Below are 16,069 nucleotides of genomic sequence, written 5' to 3'. Positions count from 1 at the left end.
TATGATGATAGAGGTCTATGGCTAGCTTTTAATAATAATGAAGATTATGCAAGATATTCTGAAAAATATAATGATTTAATATCGGAATTTGATAATGAAGATATCTAATTTTTTAATATTCGTAGCTTTTATTTTTCTACTTATTTTATGTTTATTTTTAATCTTACAAATGACAAACCATTAAAAGTAGCATCCCAACATCAAACAAAAAAACAATTCATCAAATAAAAATCGCTACAAAACCAAGTCATTAAACACGCAATAATTAAAATTTTCCACTCATTATAATTCTGAATTCCAAATGTCGAATTCCGAAAACCAAACTCCGAATTCCAAAAACGCAACTCCAAAATTAAAAGCATCTCCCTGTTACTCGGGAAATGCTTTTTACCTACTGATTACTCTGTCATTAATGATTTTACAACGGAAACCATGTCGTCATGTATGACCAAAGTAGCGTCTCTATCATAAGGTGTTCGATCTTTATTGATAATAATTAAATTGTCGCCTTTAAAATTTGATATTAATCCTGCGGCAGGTTGTACAACGAGTGATGAACCTAGTACAACAAGGGTGTCAGCATGTTCAATTTTATTTAATGACCGTATGATGGTAGGTTGATCTAACATTTCACCGTATAATACGATGTCCGGTCGAATGGCACCACCACAATTATCACAATGTTTCAAAGTTCTATCAATGACATCTGACTTCGTATAAGATTTATGACATGCATTACAATAAAAACGATTTAACGTGCCATGTAATTCATCAACATGTTGACTTCCAGCGTCTGAGTGCAAACCATCGATATTTTGCGTGATGACACCTAAAGATTGTTGATTACGTTCTAATTTTGCAATCCAATCATGAACGATATTAGGCTTCGTATCGACAAATAGTAAACGCTTATGGCAGAAATTGATAAAACCTTCAGGATCATCTTCTAAATAATCACGGCTTAACAAGTATTCTGGCGAAAGTCCATCTTTTGAAATTTCATCAAATAAGCCACCCATTGAACGGAAATCTGGAACGCCACTTGCGACAGATACACCAGCACCTGTGAAAAATGTAATACGATTCGAACTATCTATAATATGTTTTAATGTCTCTAAATCATTTCTCAAAATAAACACCCCATCAAAATAATGAATGATTTATAACGTCTTTTGCTTTTATTATAGTATATTCATTTTACGATTATCAAAAGCGCAGTTTAAACAGTTCTTTTTAAAAATGAATTATACATATAATCGAACAGTTAAATTATATTAGTTTTTACGCAATTTTTATTATAGAATAAGCATGTATATTAAAATTGATGTCTAAACATAAAGGATAATGACCCATCGCCTAAATAAAGGAGGCAATTTTACATTGAATAAACATGAACGTTTGGACGAAATTGCTAAACTAGTGAATAAAAAGGGCACGATAAGAACGAATGAAATCGTCGAAGGTTTAAATGTGTCTGATATGACAGTTCGAAGAGATTTAATTGAGTTGGAAAATAAAGGGATTTTAACGAAGATTCATGGTGGTGCACGCAGTAATTCAACATTTCAGTATAAAGAAATATCGCATAAAGAAAAACATACCCGTCAAATTGCAGAAAAACGATTTATAGCTAAAAAAGCTGCATCATTAATTGAAGATGGGGATACTTTGTTTTTCGGACCGGGAACAACAGTGGAACTATTAGCGGAAGAAGTCAATCATCATACGCTCACAATTATTACGAATTGTTTGCCAGTGTATAAAATTTTGTTGGAAAAACAAACAGCACATTTTCGTGTCTATTTAATTGGTGGTGAAATGCGCCATATTACAGAAGCGTTTGTAGGTGAAATGGCGAATGCCATGTTAGAAAAACTAAGATTTAGCAAGATGTTCTTTAGTAGTAACGCAGTAAATAAAGGTGCTGTGATGACATCTACATTAGATGAAGCCTATACGCAACAATTGGCACTAAGTAATTCAATTGAAAAATACTTGTTAATCGATCATACGAAAGTTGGCAAAGAAGATTTTACATCATTTTGTCAGTTAAACGAATTGACTGCAGTGGTCATGGACTATGAAGATGAAGAAAAAGTAGAAACGATTAAAACATATATTGAAGTAGTCGACTAAATTAAAAGTATAACTGCATTGTTAAAATATGTATCTATATGCTCATAAGTGAATGTGAATTTGCATTCATTTATGGGCTATTTTTTATGCAAATTTATGTAAACGGGAACCTCGACAAAGTTTTACTACAATTTCAGACGAATACCTAATTAAAACAACACCACAGTATGAATGTTCACTTATTGTTTGAAAATATGTCATAAACAAACAGATTATAAACATATTATGTTGATTTATTGTTTGTTTATGTTTATAATTTAAACGTAATCAAATTGAAAGCCTTTTCTCAAGATTTTCATAACCTACAAATAAACATGTCATATTTTAAGAAAGGTATTTCAAAATTAAAGTAAAAAGGAGTCTTATTATGGCGATTATTATTGGTTCAGATGAAGCTGGCAAACGATTAAAAGAAGTCATCAAATCATACTTATTAGACAATAAATATGATGTTGTTGACGTAACAGAAGGACAGGAAGTTGACTTTGTTGATGCAACTTTGGCTGTAGCAAAAGATGTTCAAAGTCAAGAAGGTAACTTAGGTATTGTTATCGATGCATTTGGTGCAGGTAGCTTTATGGTTGCTACAAAAATCAAAGGCATGATTGCTGCTGAAGTATCAGATGAACGCTCTGGATATATGACTAGAGGCCATAACAATTCAAGAATGATCACTATGGGGTCTGAAATTGTTGGAGACACATTAGCGAAAAATGTCGTTAAAGGTTTTGTTGAAGGTAAATACGATGGTGGTAGACACCAAATCCGTGTAGATATGCTTAATAAAATGTGCTAGGGAGGAAAAATTACTATGAAGATTGCATTAGGATGCGACCATATTGTTACAGATACAAAAATGCGTGTATCTGAATTTTTAAAATCAAAAGGACATGAAGTCATTGACGTAGGAACATACGATTTCACAAGAACACATTATCCAATTTTTGGTAAAAAAGTTGGCGAACAAGTTGTTAGCGGTAATGCAGACTTAGGTGTTTGTATTTGTGGAACAGGTGTTGGTATTAACAATGCTGTAAATAAAGTACCTGGCGTTCGTTCAGCACTAGTACGTGATATGACATCAGCGTTATATGCTAAAGAAGAATTAAATGCGAACGTTATTGGCTTTGGTGGACGTATTATAGGTGAGTTATTAATGTGCGATATTATCGATGCATTTATTAACGCTGAATATAAACCAACTGAAGAGAATAAAAAATTAATCGCTAAAATTAAACATTTAGAAACAAGCAATGCAGATCAAGCTGATCCACATTTCTTTGATGAATTCTTAGAAAAATGGGACAGAGGCGAATACCACGATTAAGGGACGACACATATGATTTTAACTTTAACATTAAATCCATCCGTTGATATTTCATATCCATTAACAGCATTGAAATTAGATGATGTTAATCGTGTTCAAGAAGTAAGTAAAACAGCTGGTGGTAAAGGTTTAAATGTAACAAGAGTACTTGCGCAAGTAGGCGAGCCAGTCCTTGCGAGTGGTTTTATTGGCGGTGAATTAGGTCAATTTATTGCTAAAAAATTAGATCATGCCGACATCAAGCATGCATTTTATAACATTAAGGGTGAAACACGAAACTGCATTGCAATTTTACATGAAGGGCAACAAACAGAAATTTTAGAGCAGGGACCGGAGATTGATAATCAAGAGGCTGCAGGATTTATTAAACATTTTGAACAATTATTAGAAAAAGTTGAAGCAGTTGCTATTTCAGGTAGCTTACCTAAAGGATTAAATCAAGATTATTATGCACAAATTATTGAACGATGCCAAAACAAAGGTGTGCCTGTGATATTGGACTGCTCGGGTGCAACTTTGCAAACAGTTTTGGAAAATCCATACAAACCAACAGTCATTAAACCAAACATTTCTGAACTATATCAATTGCTTAACCAGCCACTTGATGAAAGTTTAGAAAGTTTGAAACAGGCAGTGTCACAACCCTTATTCGAAGGGATTGAGTGGATTATTGTGTCTTTAGGTGCACAAGGTGCATTCGCTAAGCACAATCATACATTCTATAGAGTGAATATTCCGACAATAAGCGTATTAAATCCGGTTGGTTCAGGTGATTCTACAGTTGCTGGAATTACTTCAGCAATTCTCAATCATGAAAACGACCACGATTTACTAAAAAAAGCCAATACTTTAGGCATGCTGAATGCGCAAGAAGCACAAACAGGTTATGTCAATTTAAATAATTATGATGATTTATTCAATCAAATTGAAGTTTTAGAGGTGTAAAAAATGTCAAAATCGAATCAAAAAATCGCATCAATTGAACAACTAAGTAATAACGAAGGTATCATTTCTGCATTAGCATTTGACCAACGTGGTGCTTTAAAACGCATGATGGCAAAACATCAAACTGAAGAGCCAACTGTAGCTCAAATTGAACAATTAAAAGTATTAGTTGCGGAAGAATTAACACAATATGCATCTTCAATTTTATTAGATCCAGAATACGGTTTACCAGCATCTGATGCACGTAACAAAGATTGTGGATTATTGCTAGCTTATGAAAAAACTGGTTATGACGTAAATGCTAAAGGTCGTTTACCTGACTGTTTAGTAGAGTGGTCTGCAAAACGTTTAAAAGAACAAGGTGCAAATGCTGTTAAATTCTTACTTTACTATGATGTTGATGATGCTGAAGAAATTAACATTCAAAAGAAAGCATACATTGAAAGAATCGGTTCAGAATGTGTTGCAGAAGACATTCCTTTCTTCTTAGAAGTATTAACATACGATGACAACATTCCTGATAACGGTAGTGTTGAATTCGCAAAAGTTAAGCCTAGAAAGGTTAACGAAGCAATGAAATTATTCTCAGAACCACGCTTTAATGTTGATGTATTGAAAGTTGAAGTACCAGTAAACATGAAGTATGTAGAAGGCTTTGCTGAAGGTGAAGTGGTTTATACAAAAGAGGAAGCGGCACAACACTTTAAAAATCAAGATGCAGCAACTCATTTACCATACATTTACTTAAGTGCTGGTGTTTCTGCGGAATTATTCCAAGAAACTTTAAAATTTGCTCACGAAGCTGGTGCTAAATTCAACGGTGTACTTTGTGGCCGTGCTACATGGTCTGGTGCTGTTCAAGTATACATTGAACAAGGTGAAGATGCTGCTCGTGAATGGTTACGTACAACTGGTTTCAAAAATATTGATGACTTAAATAAAGTATTAAAAGATACTGCGACATCTTGGAAACAAAGAAAATAAGTATAAAAGGGGATTAATGCTATGAATAGAGAAGAAGTCCAATTATTAGGTTTTGAAATTGTTGCATTTGCAGGGGATGCACGTTCTAAGTTTTTAGAAGCATTGACAGCAGCTCAAGCTGGAGATTTTGCAAAAGCAGATGCATTGATTGAAGAAGGAAACAATTGCATTGCTGAAGCGCATAGAGCACAAACAAGCCTGTTAGCTAAAGAAGCACAAGGTGATGATATTGCATACAGTGTAACGATGATGCATGGTCAAGACCATTTAATGACAACAATTTTACTGAAAGATTTAATGAAGCATTTATTAGAATTTTATAAAAGAGGGTGATGACAATGATGCAAAAATTGATCGCACAAATTGAAAAAGGGAAGCCATTTTTCGAGAAATTATCACGTAACATATATTTAAGAGCCATCCGTGATGGATTTATTTCTGCAATGCCTGTCATCTTATTCTCAAGTATCTTTCTATTAATTGCATACGTGCCAAATATATTTGGTTTTAAATGGGATAAAGGCATGGAAGCCATTTTAATGAAACCATATAACTATACGATGGGGCTTGTAGCATTTTTAGTAGCAGGAACGACAGCGAAATCTTTAACAGATTCATTTAACCGTAAGCTAGAAAGTACAAATCAAATTAACTTTATTTCTACAATGCTAGCAGCGATGTGTGGATTCTTGTTCTTAGCTTCTGATCCAGCCAAAGATGGTGGATTCTTAAGTGCATTTATGGGAACTAAAGGTTTATTAACAGCATTTTTATCAGCATTTGTAACTGTTATTGTTTATAACTTCTGTGTGAAGCGCAATATTACAATTAAAATGCCGAAAGAAGTACCGCCGAATATTTCACAAGTATTTAAGGACTTAATTCCATTTTCAGCGGTAATCATCATTCTTTATGCATTAGATTTAGTCATTCGCAACAGCTTTAAATCAAATGTAGCGGAAGGTATTTTAAAATTATTCGAACCATTATTTACAGCAGCAGATGGATGGATTGGTGTCACAATTATCTTTGGTGCCTTTGCATTATTCTGGTTTGTAGGAATTCATGGTCCATCAATAGTAGAGCCAGCAATTGCAGCCATTACATATGCGAATATCGAAGCGAACTTCAAGTTGCTTCAAGCTGGAGAACACGCAGATAAAATTATTACATCAGGTACACAAATGTTTATCGTTACTTTTGGAGGTACGGGTGCAACATTGGTCGTCCCGTTCATGTTTATGTGGATGACGAAATCTAAACGAAACAAAGCGATTGGACGTGCATCAGTTGTACCAACATTCTTTGGTGTAAACGAACCAATTTTATTTGGTGCACCACTAGTATTGAATCCTGTGTTCTTTATTCCATTTGTATTAGCACCAATTGTTAACGTATGGATTTTCAAACTTTTCGTTGAAGTGTTAGGAATGAATAGTTTTAGTGTGAATTTACCTTGGACAACACCAGGTCCATTGGGCATTATCATGGGTACAGGTTTTGGTTTATGGTCATTCGTTCTAGCTATTACTTTGATTGTTGTAGATATTATTATTTACTACCCATTCCTAAAAGTTTATGATAGTGAAATTCTTGATGAAGAAGAAGGACGTAAAGAAAGTAATTCAGATTTAAAAGAAAAAGTTGCAGCAAACTTTGATACGAAAAAAGCTGATTCAATTTTAGCGGCAAGTGGTGTATCAGACGATGCAGCTAAAGCTTCAAATATCACAGAACAAACAAATGTCTTAGTACTTTGTGCCGGTGGTGGTACAAGTGGATTATTAGCCAATGCACTTAATAAAGCAGCTGAAGAATATCATGTGCCAGTGAAAGCGGCAGCTGGCGGATATGGCGCACATATGGACATTATGAAAGAGTACCAATTAATCATTTTAGCGCCACAAGTTGCGTCTAACTATGAAGATATTAAGCAAGATACAGATAGATTAGGTATTAAATTAGCGAAGACTCAAGGTGCCGAATATATCAAATTGACACGAGACGGCCAAGCAGCCCTTGATTTCGTTCAACAACAATTTGAAAATTAAGAATAGGAGTTTTTCATATGACTAAAACATTACCTGAAGATTTTATTTTTGGTGGAGCAACAGCAGCATATCAAGCAGAAGGTGCGACAAATACGGATGGTAAAGGTCGTGTAGCATGGGATACGTATTTGGAAGAAAACTATTGGTATACTGCAGAACCAGCGAGTGATTTTTATAACAGATATCCAGTGGATTTAGAATTAAGTGAAAAATTCGGTGTTAATGGTATCCGTATTTCAATTGCATGGTCACGTATCTTCCCAAATGGATATGGCGAAGTTAACCCTAAAGGTGTTGAGTATTACCATAAGTTATTTGCAGAGTGTCATAAACGTCATGTTGAACCATTTGTAACATTGCATCATTTTGATACACCAGAAGTGTTACACAAAGATGGCGATTTTCTAAATCGTAAAACGATTGACTACTTTGTAGATTATGCTGAATATTGTTTTAAAGAATTCCCAGAAGTAAAATATTGGACTACATTCAATGAAATTGGACCTATTGGTGATGGCCAATATTTAGTAGGTAAATTCCCTCCAGGTATTAAATATGATTTTGAAAAAGTTTTCCAATCTCATCATAATATGATGGTTGCTCATGCAAGAGCAGTGAAATTATTCAAGGATGGCGGCTATCAAGGAGAAATTGGTGTTGTACACGCATTGCCAACAAAATATCCGTTCGATCCATCAAATCCTGAAGATGTTCGTGCAGCAGAATTAGAAGATATCATCCATAATAAATTCATCTTAGATGCAACATATTTAGGTAAGTATTCTCGTGAAACGATGGAAGGTGTGCAACATATCTTATCTGTTAATGGCGGTAAATTAAATATTACAGATGAAGATTATGCCATTTTAGATGCAGCCAAAGATTTAAACGACTTCTTAGGTATCAATTACTACATGAGTGACTGGATGAGAGGTTACGATGGAGAATCTGAAATCACGCATAATGCGACAGGTGATAAAGGCGGTTCTAAATACCAACTTAAAGGTGTCGGACAACGTGAATTTGATGTCGACGTACCTCGCACAGACTGGGACTGGATGATCTATCCTCAAGGTTTATATGATCAAATCATGCGTGTTGTTAAAGATTATCCTAACTATCACAAGATTTATATCACTGAAAATGGTTTAGGATATAAAGATGAATTTATTGAATCTGAAAAAACAGTTCATGATGATGCACGTATTGATTATGTAAGACAACATTTGAACGTTATTGCAGATGCTATTAAAGATGGTGCAAATGTTAAAGGTTACTTTATTTGGTCATTAATGGATGTGTTCTCTTGGTCAAATGGTTATGAAAAACGATATGGTTTATTCTATGTCGATTTTGAGACTCAAGAACGTTATCCTAAGAAAAGTGCTTATTGGTACAAAGAGTTAGCCGAAACAAAAGAAATTAAATAATTATAGATATTAAAAGGCCTATCAGTCGAGTGCTGGTAGGTCTTTATTTATAAAAAGAGATAAATTAAACATGCATATACATATTTATATATTAATCAATGGGTGACACACCATTGAAAGCTAAAGAAGCAATCAATTAACAAATGTTAACGGACAACTTTCCAAAGTCATCTTAAAAGTTAATGATGTATTCAAAATCAACTAAAGGACATTTTTAATCACATCCTTTATACTTATATAAAAGACATGAATGGGAGTTAAAAGTGTGAAGAAAATTTTTGTAATTATTACGACATTGTTAGCGGTCGCTATTATTATAGGCTCTATTATTACGGTGGTGTTTAGTCAACGACAGGCACAAACATTTAAAATACAACAACAGCAATTTGTTAAAAAGCCAATTCCAACATTGTTCTTACATGGATTTGGTGGTAGTGCCAATTCTGAAAAGTTTATGGTGAAGCAAGCAGAAAAAAGAGGGGTAACTAAAGATATCATCACTGCTTACGTTTCAAAGGATGGTGCAGTGACATTTAAAGGGAAACTAAGAAAAGATGCAGTGAATCCTATTGTGAAAATTGAACTTGAAAATAACAGACAAGGCTATTTGGATAAGAATGCTGCGTGGTTTAAAAATGTACTGACTAAGTTACAATCTGAATACAATTTCGATAAATTCAACTTTGTCGGTCACTCAATGGGGAACTTAACATTTGCACAATATATGATGACATATGGTAACGACAAGTCACTGCCACAGTTAAACAAACAAGTGAATATTGCAGGGACATTTAATGGTGTTTTAAATATGAATGAAGATGTCAATGAAATTACAGTTGATAAAGATGGTAAACCAAGTCGAATGAATCAACCTTATCAGCAATTACGCGTGCTAAAAGATATTTATAAAGGTAAAGGTATCGAAGTGCTAAATATTTATGGAGATTTGAAAGATGGTACACATTCAGACGGCAGAGTGTCTAATAGTTCTTCGAAATCATTAAAATATTTACTGGGAAATAGTCCGAAAAGTTATCGAGAATCTAAATATGAAGGTGAGCCTGCACAACATAGTCAGCTTCATGAGAATGAAAATGTTGCTAATGAGTTAATCGACTTTTTATGGAAAAAATAAAGCAACTGCTAGTTTTTCGGGGGCAAAAAAGCTTGTAATATTAGAGCTTTTCAAAAATTATCTATTGTTTGAGAGTTTCCATAAAATGTCTAAGTCGTAACATTTTAAATTTATGATTATAGCAAATATAATGTGGTTGAAGTTACATGAATGAATCAGTGCTTAAGTCAAAATATAACAACTAAGAATGTATTTGCATACAGACATCACGAAGACACAATTCAAACTTAACGCTTAAGTAACAAATAAGTAAAAGTTTCAAATAAAGAAAGGTGATTAATGATGCAAAATAAACAAATTCTTTTTAACAAAATACCAGAAGGCATGCCTCAAGAGGATACATTCAAAATTGAAGAGACTGACACGCCTAAACTTGAGAGCGATGGCGTACTTGTACAAACGCTGTATATTTCAGTGGATCCATATATGAGAGGACGTATGACTAAGGCAGATTCGTATGTACAGCCTTTTGAAATTGGTAAACCGATTGTTAGCCATGTCGTTGCAAAAGTAATTGATTCGACACTCGCAGATTATAAAAAAGGAGATGTCGTTGTAGGTATGTTGCCTTGGCGAATCATTAATCATGTCCAAGCGGATCAAATTACTAAAGTTCCAACGACAGATGTACCACTTGATTTATATTTAAGTGTTTTAGGAATGCCAGGACAAACAGCATATCATGGTCTGCTTGATATTGGACAACCTAAAGCCGGTGATACTGTTGTGGTTTCAGCTGCATCTGGTGCTGTAGGTTCAGTTGTAGGTCAAATTGCTAAGATTAAAGGTTGCCGTGTAGTAGGTATTGCGGGTGGCGACAAAAAAGTAAATTATTTAACAGGGACACTGGGCTTTGACGCTGGTATTGATTATAAGAAAGAGGATTTTGCAGAAGCGTTAGCACAAGCAGTACCAGATGGTATTGATGTTTATTTTGAAAATGTTGGTGGAACAGTTGGCGATGAAGTATTTAAGCATTTAAATCGTTTTGCACGTGTACCAGTATGTGGCGCAATTTCGTCATATAATCATCCTGAAGCAGATATCGGACCACGTATTCAAGGTACGCTTATTAAGAAGCAAGTAATGATGAGAGGCTTCTTGGTAAGTGAATTCGCTAATGCTTTTAAAGAAGCTAGTGAACAGCTTGCAACATGGGTTCAAGAAGGTAAAATTCAGTCACAAGTAACCATTGAAGATGGTTTTGAAAATGCGCCACATGCATTTAAAAATTTATTTACTGGCGATAACTTTGGTAAACAAGTTATTAAAGTAACGGAATAATAAAGTATACGTTTTAACAAACTAACTTTGTTAATTGACTAAAATTTAATAATTTTTTATCTAAAGCAAATTTGTTCAGTAACATGGTAGAAATAAGTCTAAAATGTAATACGAAAGTCGTCTGTAATTATTTATATATTCAAATGAAAAAGGAGTCATGATGCTGCGATATAAGCACACATGGCTTCTATTTTGTATAATAAGAAATAAGTTCATAAATGAGGTGAAACGATATGAAAATGATAGGATTTGAAAAGCCCTTTAAATTGGAAGAAGGAAATTTATTTAAAGTATACGAACAAAGAAAGCCAACGCCAGAAAATGATGATATCTTAGTCAAAGTAAATAGCATTAGTGTAAATCCTGTAGATACAAAGCAACGACAAATGGAAGTCACTCAAGCACCTCGTGTACTTGGGTTTGATGCTATTGGTACTGTTGAAGCTATCGGACCAGACGTTACATTATTTAGTCCGGGTGACGTTGTATTTTATGCTGGATCGCCAAATAGACAAGGATCAAATGCGACATATCAATTGGTGTCAGAAGCTATAGTTGCAAAAGCACCACACAACATAAGTGCTAATGAAGCGGTTAGTCTACCGCTAACTGGTATTACGGCATATGAAACGTTTTTTGATACATTTAAAATTTCACATAATCCTGCTGAAAACGAAGGGAAGTCTGTCTTAATCATTAATGGTGCCGGTGGTGTAGGCAGTATAGCCACTCAAATTGCTAAACGGTATGGTTTAACTGTCATTACAACAGCATCACGACAAGAAACAACAGAGTGGTGTGAAAAGATGGGCGCAGATATCGTATTGAATCATAAAGAGGATTTAGTGCGTCAATTTAAAGAAAAAGAAATTCCATTAGTAGATTATATATTTTGCACCTATAATACAGACTTGTATTACAATACTATGATTGAACTGATAAAACCATTAGGGCATATTACAACTATCGTAGCTTTTAATGAAGATCAAGATTTAAATGCACTAAAATTAAAAAGTATAACATTTACACATGAATTTATGTTTGCGCGTCCAATTCATCGAACGCCTGATATGATTAAACAACATGAGTATTTAGAAGATATTACGAAAAATATAGAATCAGGGCATTACCAACCAACAACGACACAAGTTTTTGAAGGTTTATCACCTGAAAACTTATATCAAGCACATCAATTGTTGGAAAAACAATCAATGATTGGAAAATTAGTAATTAATATATAGTTTAGTAAGTAAAGTCGCCTTATGCAGAAAATACTGTATAGGGCGACTTATTTTTTGTGTCTAGCGACTATTGATTCTAAATGGAAATATGGCAACTTTGCAGGTATCAATTCAATAATGCATTAGAAAGGCATTACTTAAATACAATAAAATACTTTGTTGCTCAATGATAAATAATTTGAGTGTGTTTTATATATCATTTTTAAAAGATGAGGCATTATTAATTGTGTCTATATAAAATTATAAATGATTAAAATGTTGCAGTTATGGGTATGAACTTACCATTACACAGAAAGGGTTTGTATTTATGAAAAATAAATCAGTAAGTCTAGTGTTTTGGGTATCTTTAGTGATATGTACGATATTTGTTGCTTTTGGAGCAATATTTCCGAAACAGTTAGAAAAACTCACGCAAAACATTACTACATTTATTGCGCTACATTTTTCTTGGTATTATTTATTGCTCGTTTTAGTTATTTTATTTGTCTGTGTGTATATTTTATTTTCGAGATACGCAAACATTACATTAGGTGAAGAAGGCGAAGATCCTGAATTCTCATTGCCGTCTTGGTTTGCTATGTTATTTAGTGCTGGTATGGGAATAGGACTTGTGTTCTGGACAACGGCAGAACCAATCAGTCATGCCTTCAAATTAACGCCTATTCATAAAGCTGGCACGCAATCTGCAATTAATGATGCAATGCAGTTTTCATTTTTCCATTGGGGGATTCATGCATGGGCAGTCTATGGTATTGTCGCGCTTGTGTTTGCATATTTTAGCTTTCATAAAGGATATCCTGGCTTAGTCAGCGCTACATTGACGCCTTTATTAGGTGAAAAGGCAATGCGTGGACCTTTAGGTGGTGCCATTGATGTATTGGCAGTCATAGCTACAGTAACAGGCGTTGCTGCAACATTAGGTTTCGGTGCATTGCAAATAAACGAAGGTTTACATTTTTTATTTAATGTACCGAGTAATTTCACGATGCAAGTAATCTTGATTGTCATTGCAACCATATTATTTACTTGGTCAGCATGGTCAGGTATAGATAAAGGTATCAAAACGTTGAGTAATATCAACATGTTACTTGCTTTTGTAGTACTTATTGGTCTTTTTATTGTTGGGCCAACGCTATACATTTTAAATACATTTACGAATGGTCTAGGTAATTATATTGCAAATTTCTTTAGTATGAGTTTACGCATTCCGTCAGGCGGTCAAAAATTCCAATGGTTACAAAATTGGACAATCTTTTACTGGGCATGGTGGATATCTTGGGCACCATTTGTAGGTATATTTATTGCACGTGTGTCAAAAGGACGTACGATTAAAGAATTTATTCTAGGTGTACTTTTTGTCCCGGCATTAGTTTGCTTTATATTCTTTGCGGTATTCGGCGCGTCAGCAATTTACTTACAAGATAATCATATTGCCGATATTGCTAAAGCAGCGACAGAAACAGCAACTTTTGCAACGCTACAACATTACCCACTAGGTTTTGTATTAAGCTTAATTACTTTACTTGTTATTATGATTTTCTTTGTTACATCAGCGGATTCGGCAACTTATGTTTTAGGTATGTTGAGTTCAAGAGGTGATATTAATCCGAAGTCATTTGTCAAAGTGAGTTGGGGTATCATTATGGCATTATTTGCAATTATTATGATTTACACAGGTGGTACGCAAGCGATACAAAATTTATTAATCATTGCTGCGTTACCATTTTCCGTGGTCATTATAGCGATGATATGGTCGCTTTTAAAATCTTTGAGTGAGGAGAAACCGAGAAATAGTAATAAGGTTTTAATTAAACATCGTGACCCAGATATTTTAGAATACCGTTCTTCAAAACATATTGATGAAAATTAATTAATAATGAGGTTTTATTTACAAAAACTAGGGAATATATTACTAAATGGTACTTCATCTTATATATTAAAAATAAATTTAAAGTTATTAATTTATTATGTTTAAGAAAAAAACTGATGGGTACATATTTAATATGTTTTTAAATTAACTTTAACTAAGGAGGTGTCGTTAGGGGTGAAACGACTTAAAAACTTTATCCTTGGCTTATTAATAGTAGTAATCGTGGGGTTCCTGTTATTCATGTATATCCAAGATGGACGTATAACTGAATATCAAGACTACTTCCTTCAATTTGAATGGTTCCAACCATTACTTATTTCACTTGCTGCACTATTGATATTAATAGGTCTTATATTAGTATTTAGTATCTTCAAACCTACGCATCGAAAACCTGGATTATACAAAGACTTCGATGATGGTCATGTTTACGTATCTCGTAAAGCTGTTGAAAAGACGGCATTCGATACGGTTGCAAAATATGATCAAGTAAGACAACCAAATGTAGTTGCGAAACTATATAACAAAAAAAATAAATCTTATATCGACATTAAAACTGACTTTTTCGTACCAAATAATGTTCAAGTTCAATCTTTAACTGAAGCAATTCGTTCGGATATTAAAAAGAATGTAGAATATTTCACAGAAATGCCAGTACGTAAGTTAGAAGTTAATGTGAGAGATCAGAAAACTTCTGGTCCACGAGTGTTGTAAGGGAGGTATATCATGGCTAACAATCATAACCAAAACGGACAAGACTCTACACAACAAGTGATTAATTTTTTAAAAGTATTTAAATGGAGAATCGTTGGTTTCCTAGCGTTTCTATTAATCGCGATATTATTCTTAACGTTAGGTTTTTGGAAAACAGTACTTATCATCGTTTTATGTTTAATTGGTGTAGGTATTGGGTATATGAAAGACCGTAAGCAAGATTTTATGAATTTTTTAAATCGATGGAGTTAATTCATCAATTTAGAATTTAATTAAAAAAATATAAAAATTAACAAGCAAAAGGAGAATCTATTATGACTGTAGATAACAATAAAGCAAAACAAGCATACGACAATCAAACTGGTGTTAACGAAAAAGAAAGAGAAGAGCGTCAAAAACAACAAGAACAAAATCAAGAGCCTCAATTCAAAAATAAATTAACATTCTCTGATGAAGTTGTTGAAAAAATTGCTGGTATCGCTGCACGTGAAGTTAAAGGTATCTTAGACATGAAAGGTGGCTTAACTGATACATTCACTAATGCATTCTCAAGTGGAAATAACGTTACTCAAGGTGTATCTGTTGAAGTTGGTGAAAAACAAGCTGCTGTAGACTTAAAAGTAATTTTAGAATATGGTGAATCAGCACCTAAAATCTTCCGTAAAGTAACTGAATTAGTAAAAGAACAAGTTAAATATATTACTGGTTTAGATGTTGTTGAAGTTAACATGCAAGTTGACGATGTAATGACTCAAAAAGAATGGAAACAAAAACACGAAAAAAATAATGAAAACAATAACCAAGAAAGACAAGGTTTACAATAAGTTATTCGATAAAAAGCTCGGCACTCAATTTAAGTGCCGAGCTTTTTTGTGATTTTTAATAATTTGAATATGGAAAATGTATTATTCTCTCATTTGTATAGATTGTATTTAATAAGTTAATGTAATCCTTG

The 16,069-nt window shown here is 33.7% G+C and carries 17 protein-coding genes and 1 pseudogene; 16 read left to right on the top strand and 2 right to left on the bottom strand.

Annotation, left to right across the window (positions count from 1 at the left end; genetic code table 11):
* Positions 1-108, top strand: a pseudogene (locus IDG66_RS06135) (DUF3885 domain-containing protein); the annotation flags it as partial.
* A 92-nt stretch (positions 109-200) separates the two neighbouring features.
* Here IDG66_RS06135 and IDG66_RS06130 read toward each other — a convergent pair.
* Positions 201-362 (bottom strand): hypothetical protein, encoded by a 162-nt coding sequence (locus tag IDG66_RS06130; protein ID WP_001802549.1) that lies wholly within the window; start codon positions 360-362, stop codon positions 201-203.
* Positions 363-398: 36 nt separating this feature from the next.
* On the bottom strand, positions 399-1,139 hold the full coding sequence (locus tag IDG66_RS06125; protein ID WP_001793364.1) for an NAD-dependent protein deacylase: 741 nt from the start codon (positions 1,137-1,139) through the stop codon (positions 399-401).
* A 241-nt stretch (positions 1,140-1,380) separates the two neighbouring features.
* On the opposite strand from IDG66_RS06125, the gene IDG66_RS06120 reads away from it, so the two are divergent.
* From IDG66_RS06120 to IDG66_RS06050, 15 genes are all read left to right on the top strand, one after another.
* Positions 1,381-2,136 (top strand): DeoR/GlpR family DNA-binding transcription regulator, encoded by a 756-nt coding sequence (locus IDG66_RS06120; RefSeq protein ID WP_001032739.1) that lies wholly within the window; start codon positions 1,381-1,383, stop codon positions 2,134-2,136.
* 367 nt (positions 2,137-2,503) lie between these two features.
* The gene (lacA, locus tag IDG66_RS06115; protein WP_000974608.1) at positions 2,504-2,932 is read left to right on the top strand and encodes a galactose-6-phosphate isomerase subunit LacA; all 429 of its coding nucleotides are present in this window, start codon (positions 2,504-2,506) and stop codon (positions 2,930-2,932) included.
* Positions 2,933-2,947: 15 nt separating this feature from the next.
* The gene (lacB, locus tag IDG66_RS06110; protein ID WP_000684746.1) at positions 2,948-3,463 is read left to right on the top strand and encodes a galactose-6-phosphate isomerase subunit LacB; all 516 of its coding nucleotides are present in this window, start codon (positions 2,948-2,950) and stop codon (positions 3,461-3,463) included.
* Positions 3,464-3,475: 12 nt separating this feature from the next.
* Positions 3,476-4,408: a tagatose-6-phosphate kinase gene (lacC, locus tag IDG66_RS06105; RefSeq protein WP_000604135.1), complete on the top strand. Its 933-nt coding sequence runs from the start codon at positions 3,476-3,478 to the stop codon at positions 4,406-4,408.
* A 3-nt stretch (positions 4,409-4,411) separates the two neighbouring features.
* The gene (gene lacD / locus IDG66_RS06100; RefSeq protein ID WP_000047015.1) at positions 4,412-5,392 is read left to right on the top strand and encodes a tagatose-bisphosphate aldolase; all 981 of its coding nucleotides are present in this window, start codon (positions 4,412-4,414) and stop codon (positions 5,390-5,392) included.
* A 21-nt stretch (positions 5,393-5,413) separates the two neighbouring features.
* Positions 5,414-5,725, top strand: coding sequence for a PTS lactose/cellobiose transporter subunit IIA (locus IDG66_RS06095; protein WP_001078309.1), 312 nt, complete (start codon positions 5,414-5,416; stop codon positions 5,723-5,725).
* Between the two features lie 5 nt (positions 5,726-5,730).
* Positions 5,731-7,443, top strand: coding sequence for a lactose-specific PTS transporter subunit EIIC (locus IDG66_RS06090; RefSeq protein WP_000983330.1), 1,713 nt, complete (start codon positions 5,731-5,733; stop codon positions 7,441-7,443).
* Between the two features lie 17 nt (positions 7,444-7,460).
* Positions 7,461-8,873 (top strand): 6-phospho-beta-galactosidase, encoded by a 1,413-nt coding sequence (gene lacG / locus IDG66_RS06085; protein ID WP_000169224.1) that lies wholly within the window; start codon positions 7,461-7,463, stop codon positions 8,871-8,873.
* Between the two features lie 265 nt (positions 8,874-9,138).
* The gene (locus IDG66_RS06080; RefSeq protein ID WP_000719329.1) at positions 9,139-10,008 is read left to right on the top strand and encodes an alpha/beta hydrolase; all 870 of its coding nucleotides are present in this window, start codon (positions 9,139-9,141) and stop codon (positions 10,006-10,008) included.
* Between the two features lie 282 nt (positions 10,009-10,290).
* Positions 10,291-11,292 (top strand): NADP-dependent oxidoreductase, encoded by a 1,002-nt coding sequence (locus IDG66_RS06075; protein ID WP_001180228.1) that lies wholly within the window; start codon positions 10,291-10,293, stop codon positions 11,290-11,292.
* Positions 11,293-11,525: 233 nt separating this feature from the next.
* On the top strand, positions 11,526-12,533 hold the full coding sequence (locus IDG66_RS06070; RefSeq protein WP_000781934.1) for a zinc-binding alcohol dehydrogenase family protein: 1,008 nt from the start codon (positions 11,526-11,528) through the stop codon (positions 12,531-12,533).
* A 307-nt stretch (positions 12,534-12,840) separates the two neighbouring features.
* A complete protein-coding gene (locus IDG66_RS06065) occupies positions 12,841-14,403 on the top strand; it encodes a BCCT family transporter (protein ID WP_000792342.1) in 1,563 nt (520 codons plus the stop codon).
* Positions 14,404-14,577: 174 nt separating this feature from the next.
* A complete protein-coding gene (gene amaP / locus IDG66_RS06060; RefSeq protein ID WP_000825819.1) occupies positions 14,578-15,114 on the top strand; it encodes an alkaline shock response membrane anchor protein AmaP in 537 nt (178 codons plus the stop codon).
* Between the two features lie 12 nt (positions 15,115-15,126).
* Complete coding sequence (locus tag IDG66_RS06055) at positions 15,127-15,366, top strand: DUF2273 domain-containing protein (RefSeq protein ID WP_000002683.1); 240 nt, start codon at positions 15,127-15,129, stop codon at positions 15,364-15,366.
* A gap of 62 nt (positions 15,367-15,428) precedes the next feature.
* A complete protein-coding gene (locus IDG66_RS06050) occupies positions 15,429-15,938 on the top strand; it encodes an Asp23/Gls24 family envelope stress response protein (protein ID WP_000215236.1) in 510 nt (169 codons plus the stop codon).
* Positions 15,939-16,069: the final 131 nt, after the last annotated feature.

This window comes from Staphylococcus sp. EG-SA-18 (genome assembly GCF_017151825.1).
GTDB classification, from domain to species: domain Bacteria; phylum Bacillota; class Bacilli; order Staphylococcales; family Staphylococcaceae; genus Staphylococcus; species Staphylococcus aureus.
The sequence above is the reverse complement of the archived record's forward strand: the minus strand, read 5'-3'. Positions and strand labels throughout refer to the sequence as shown.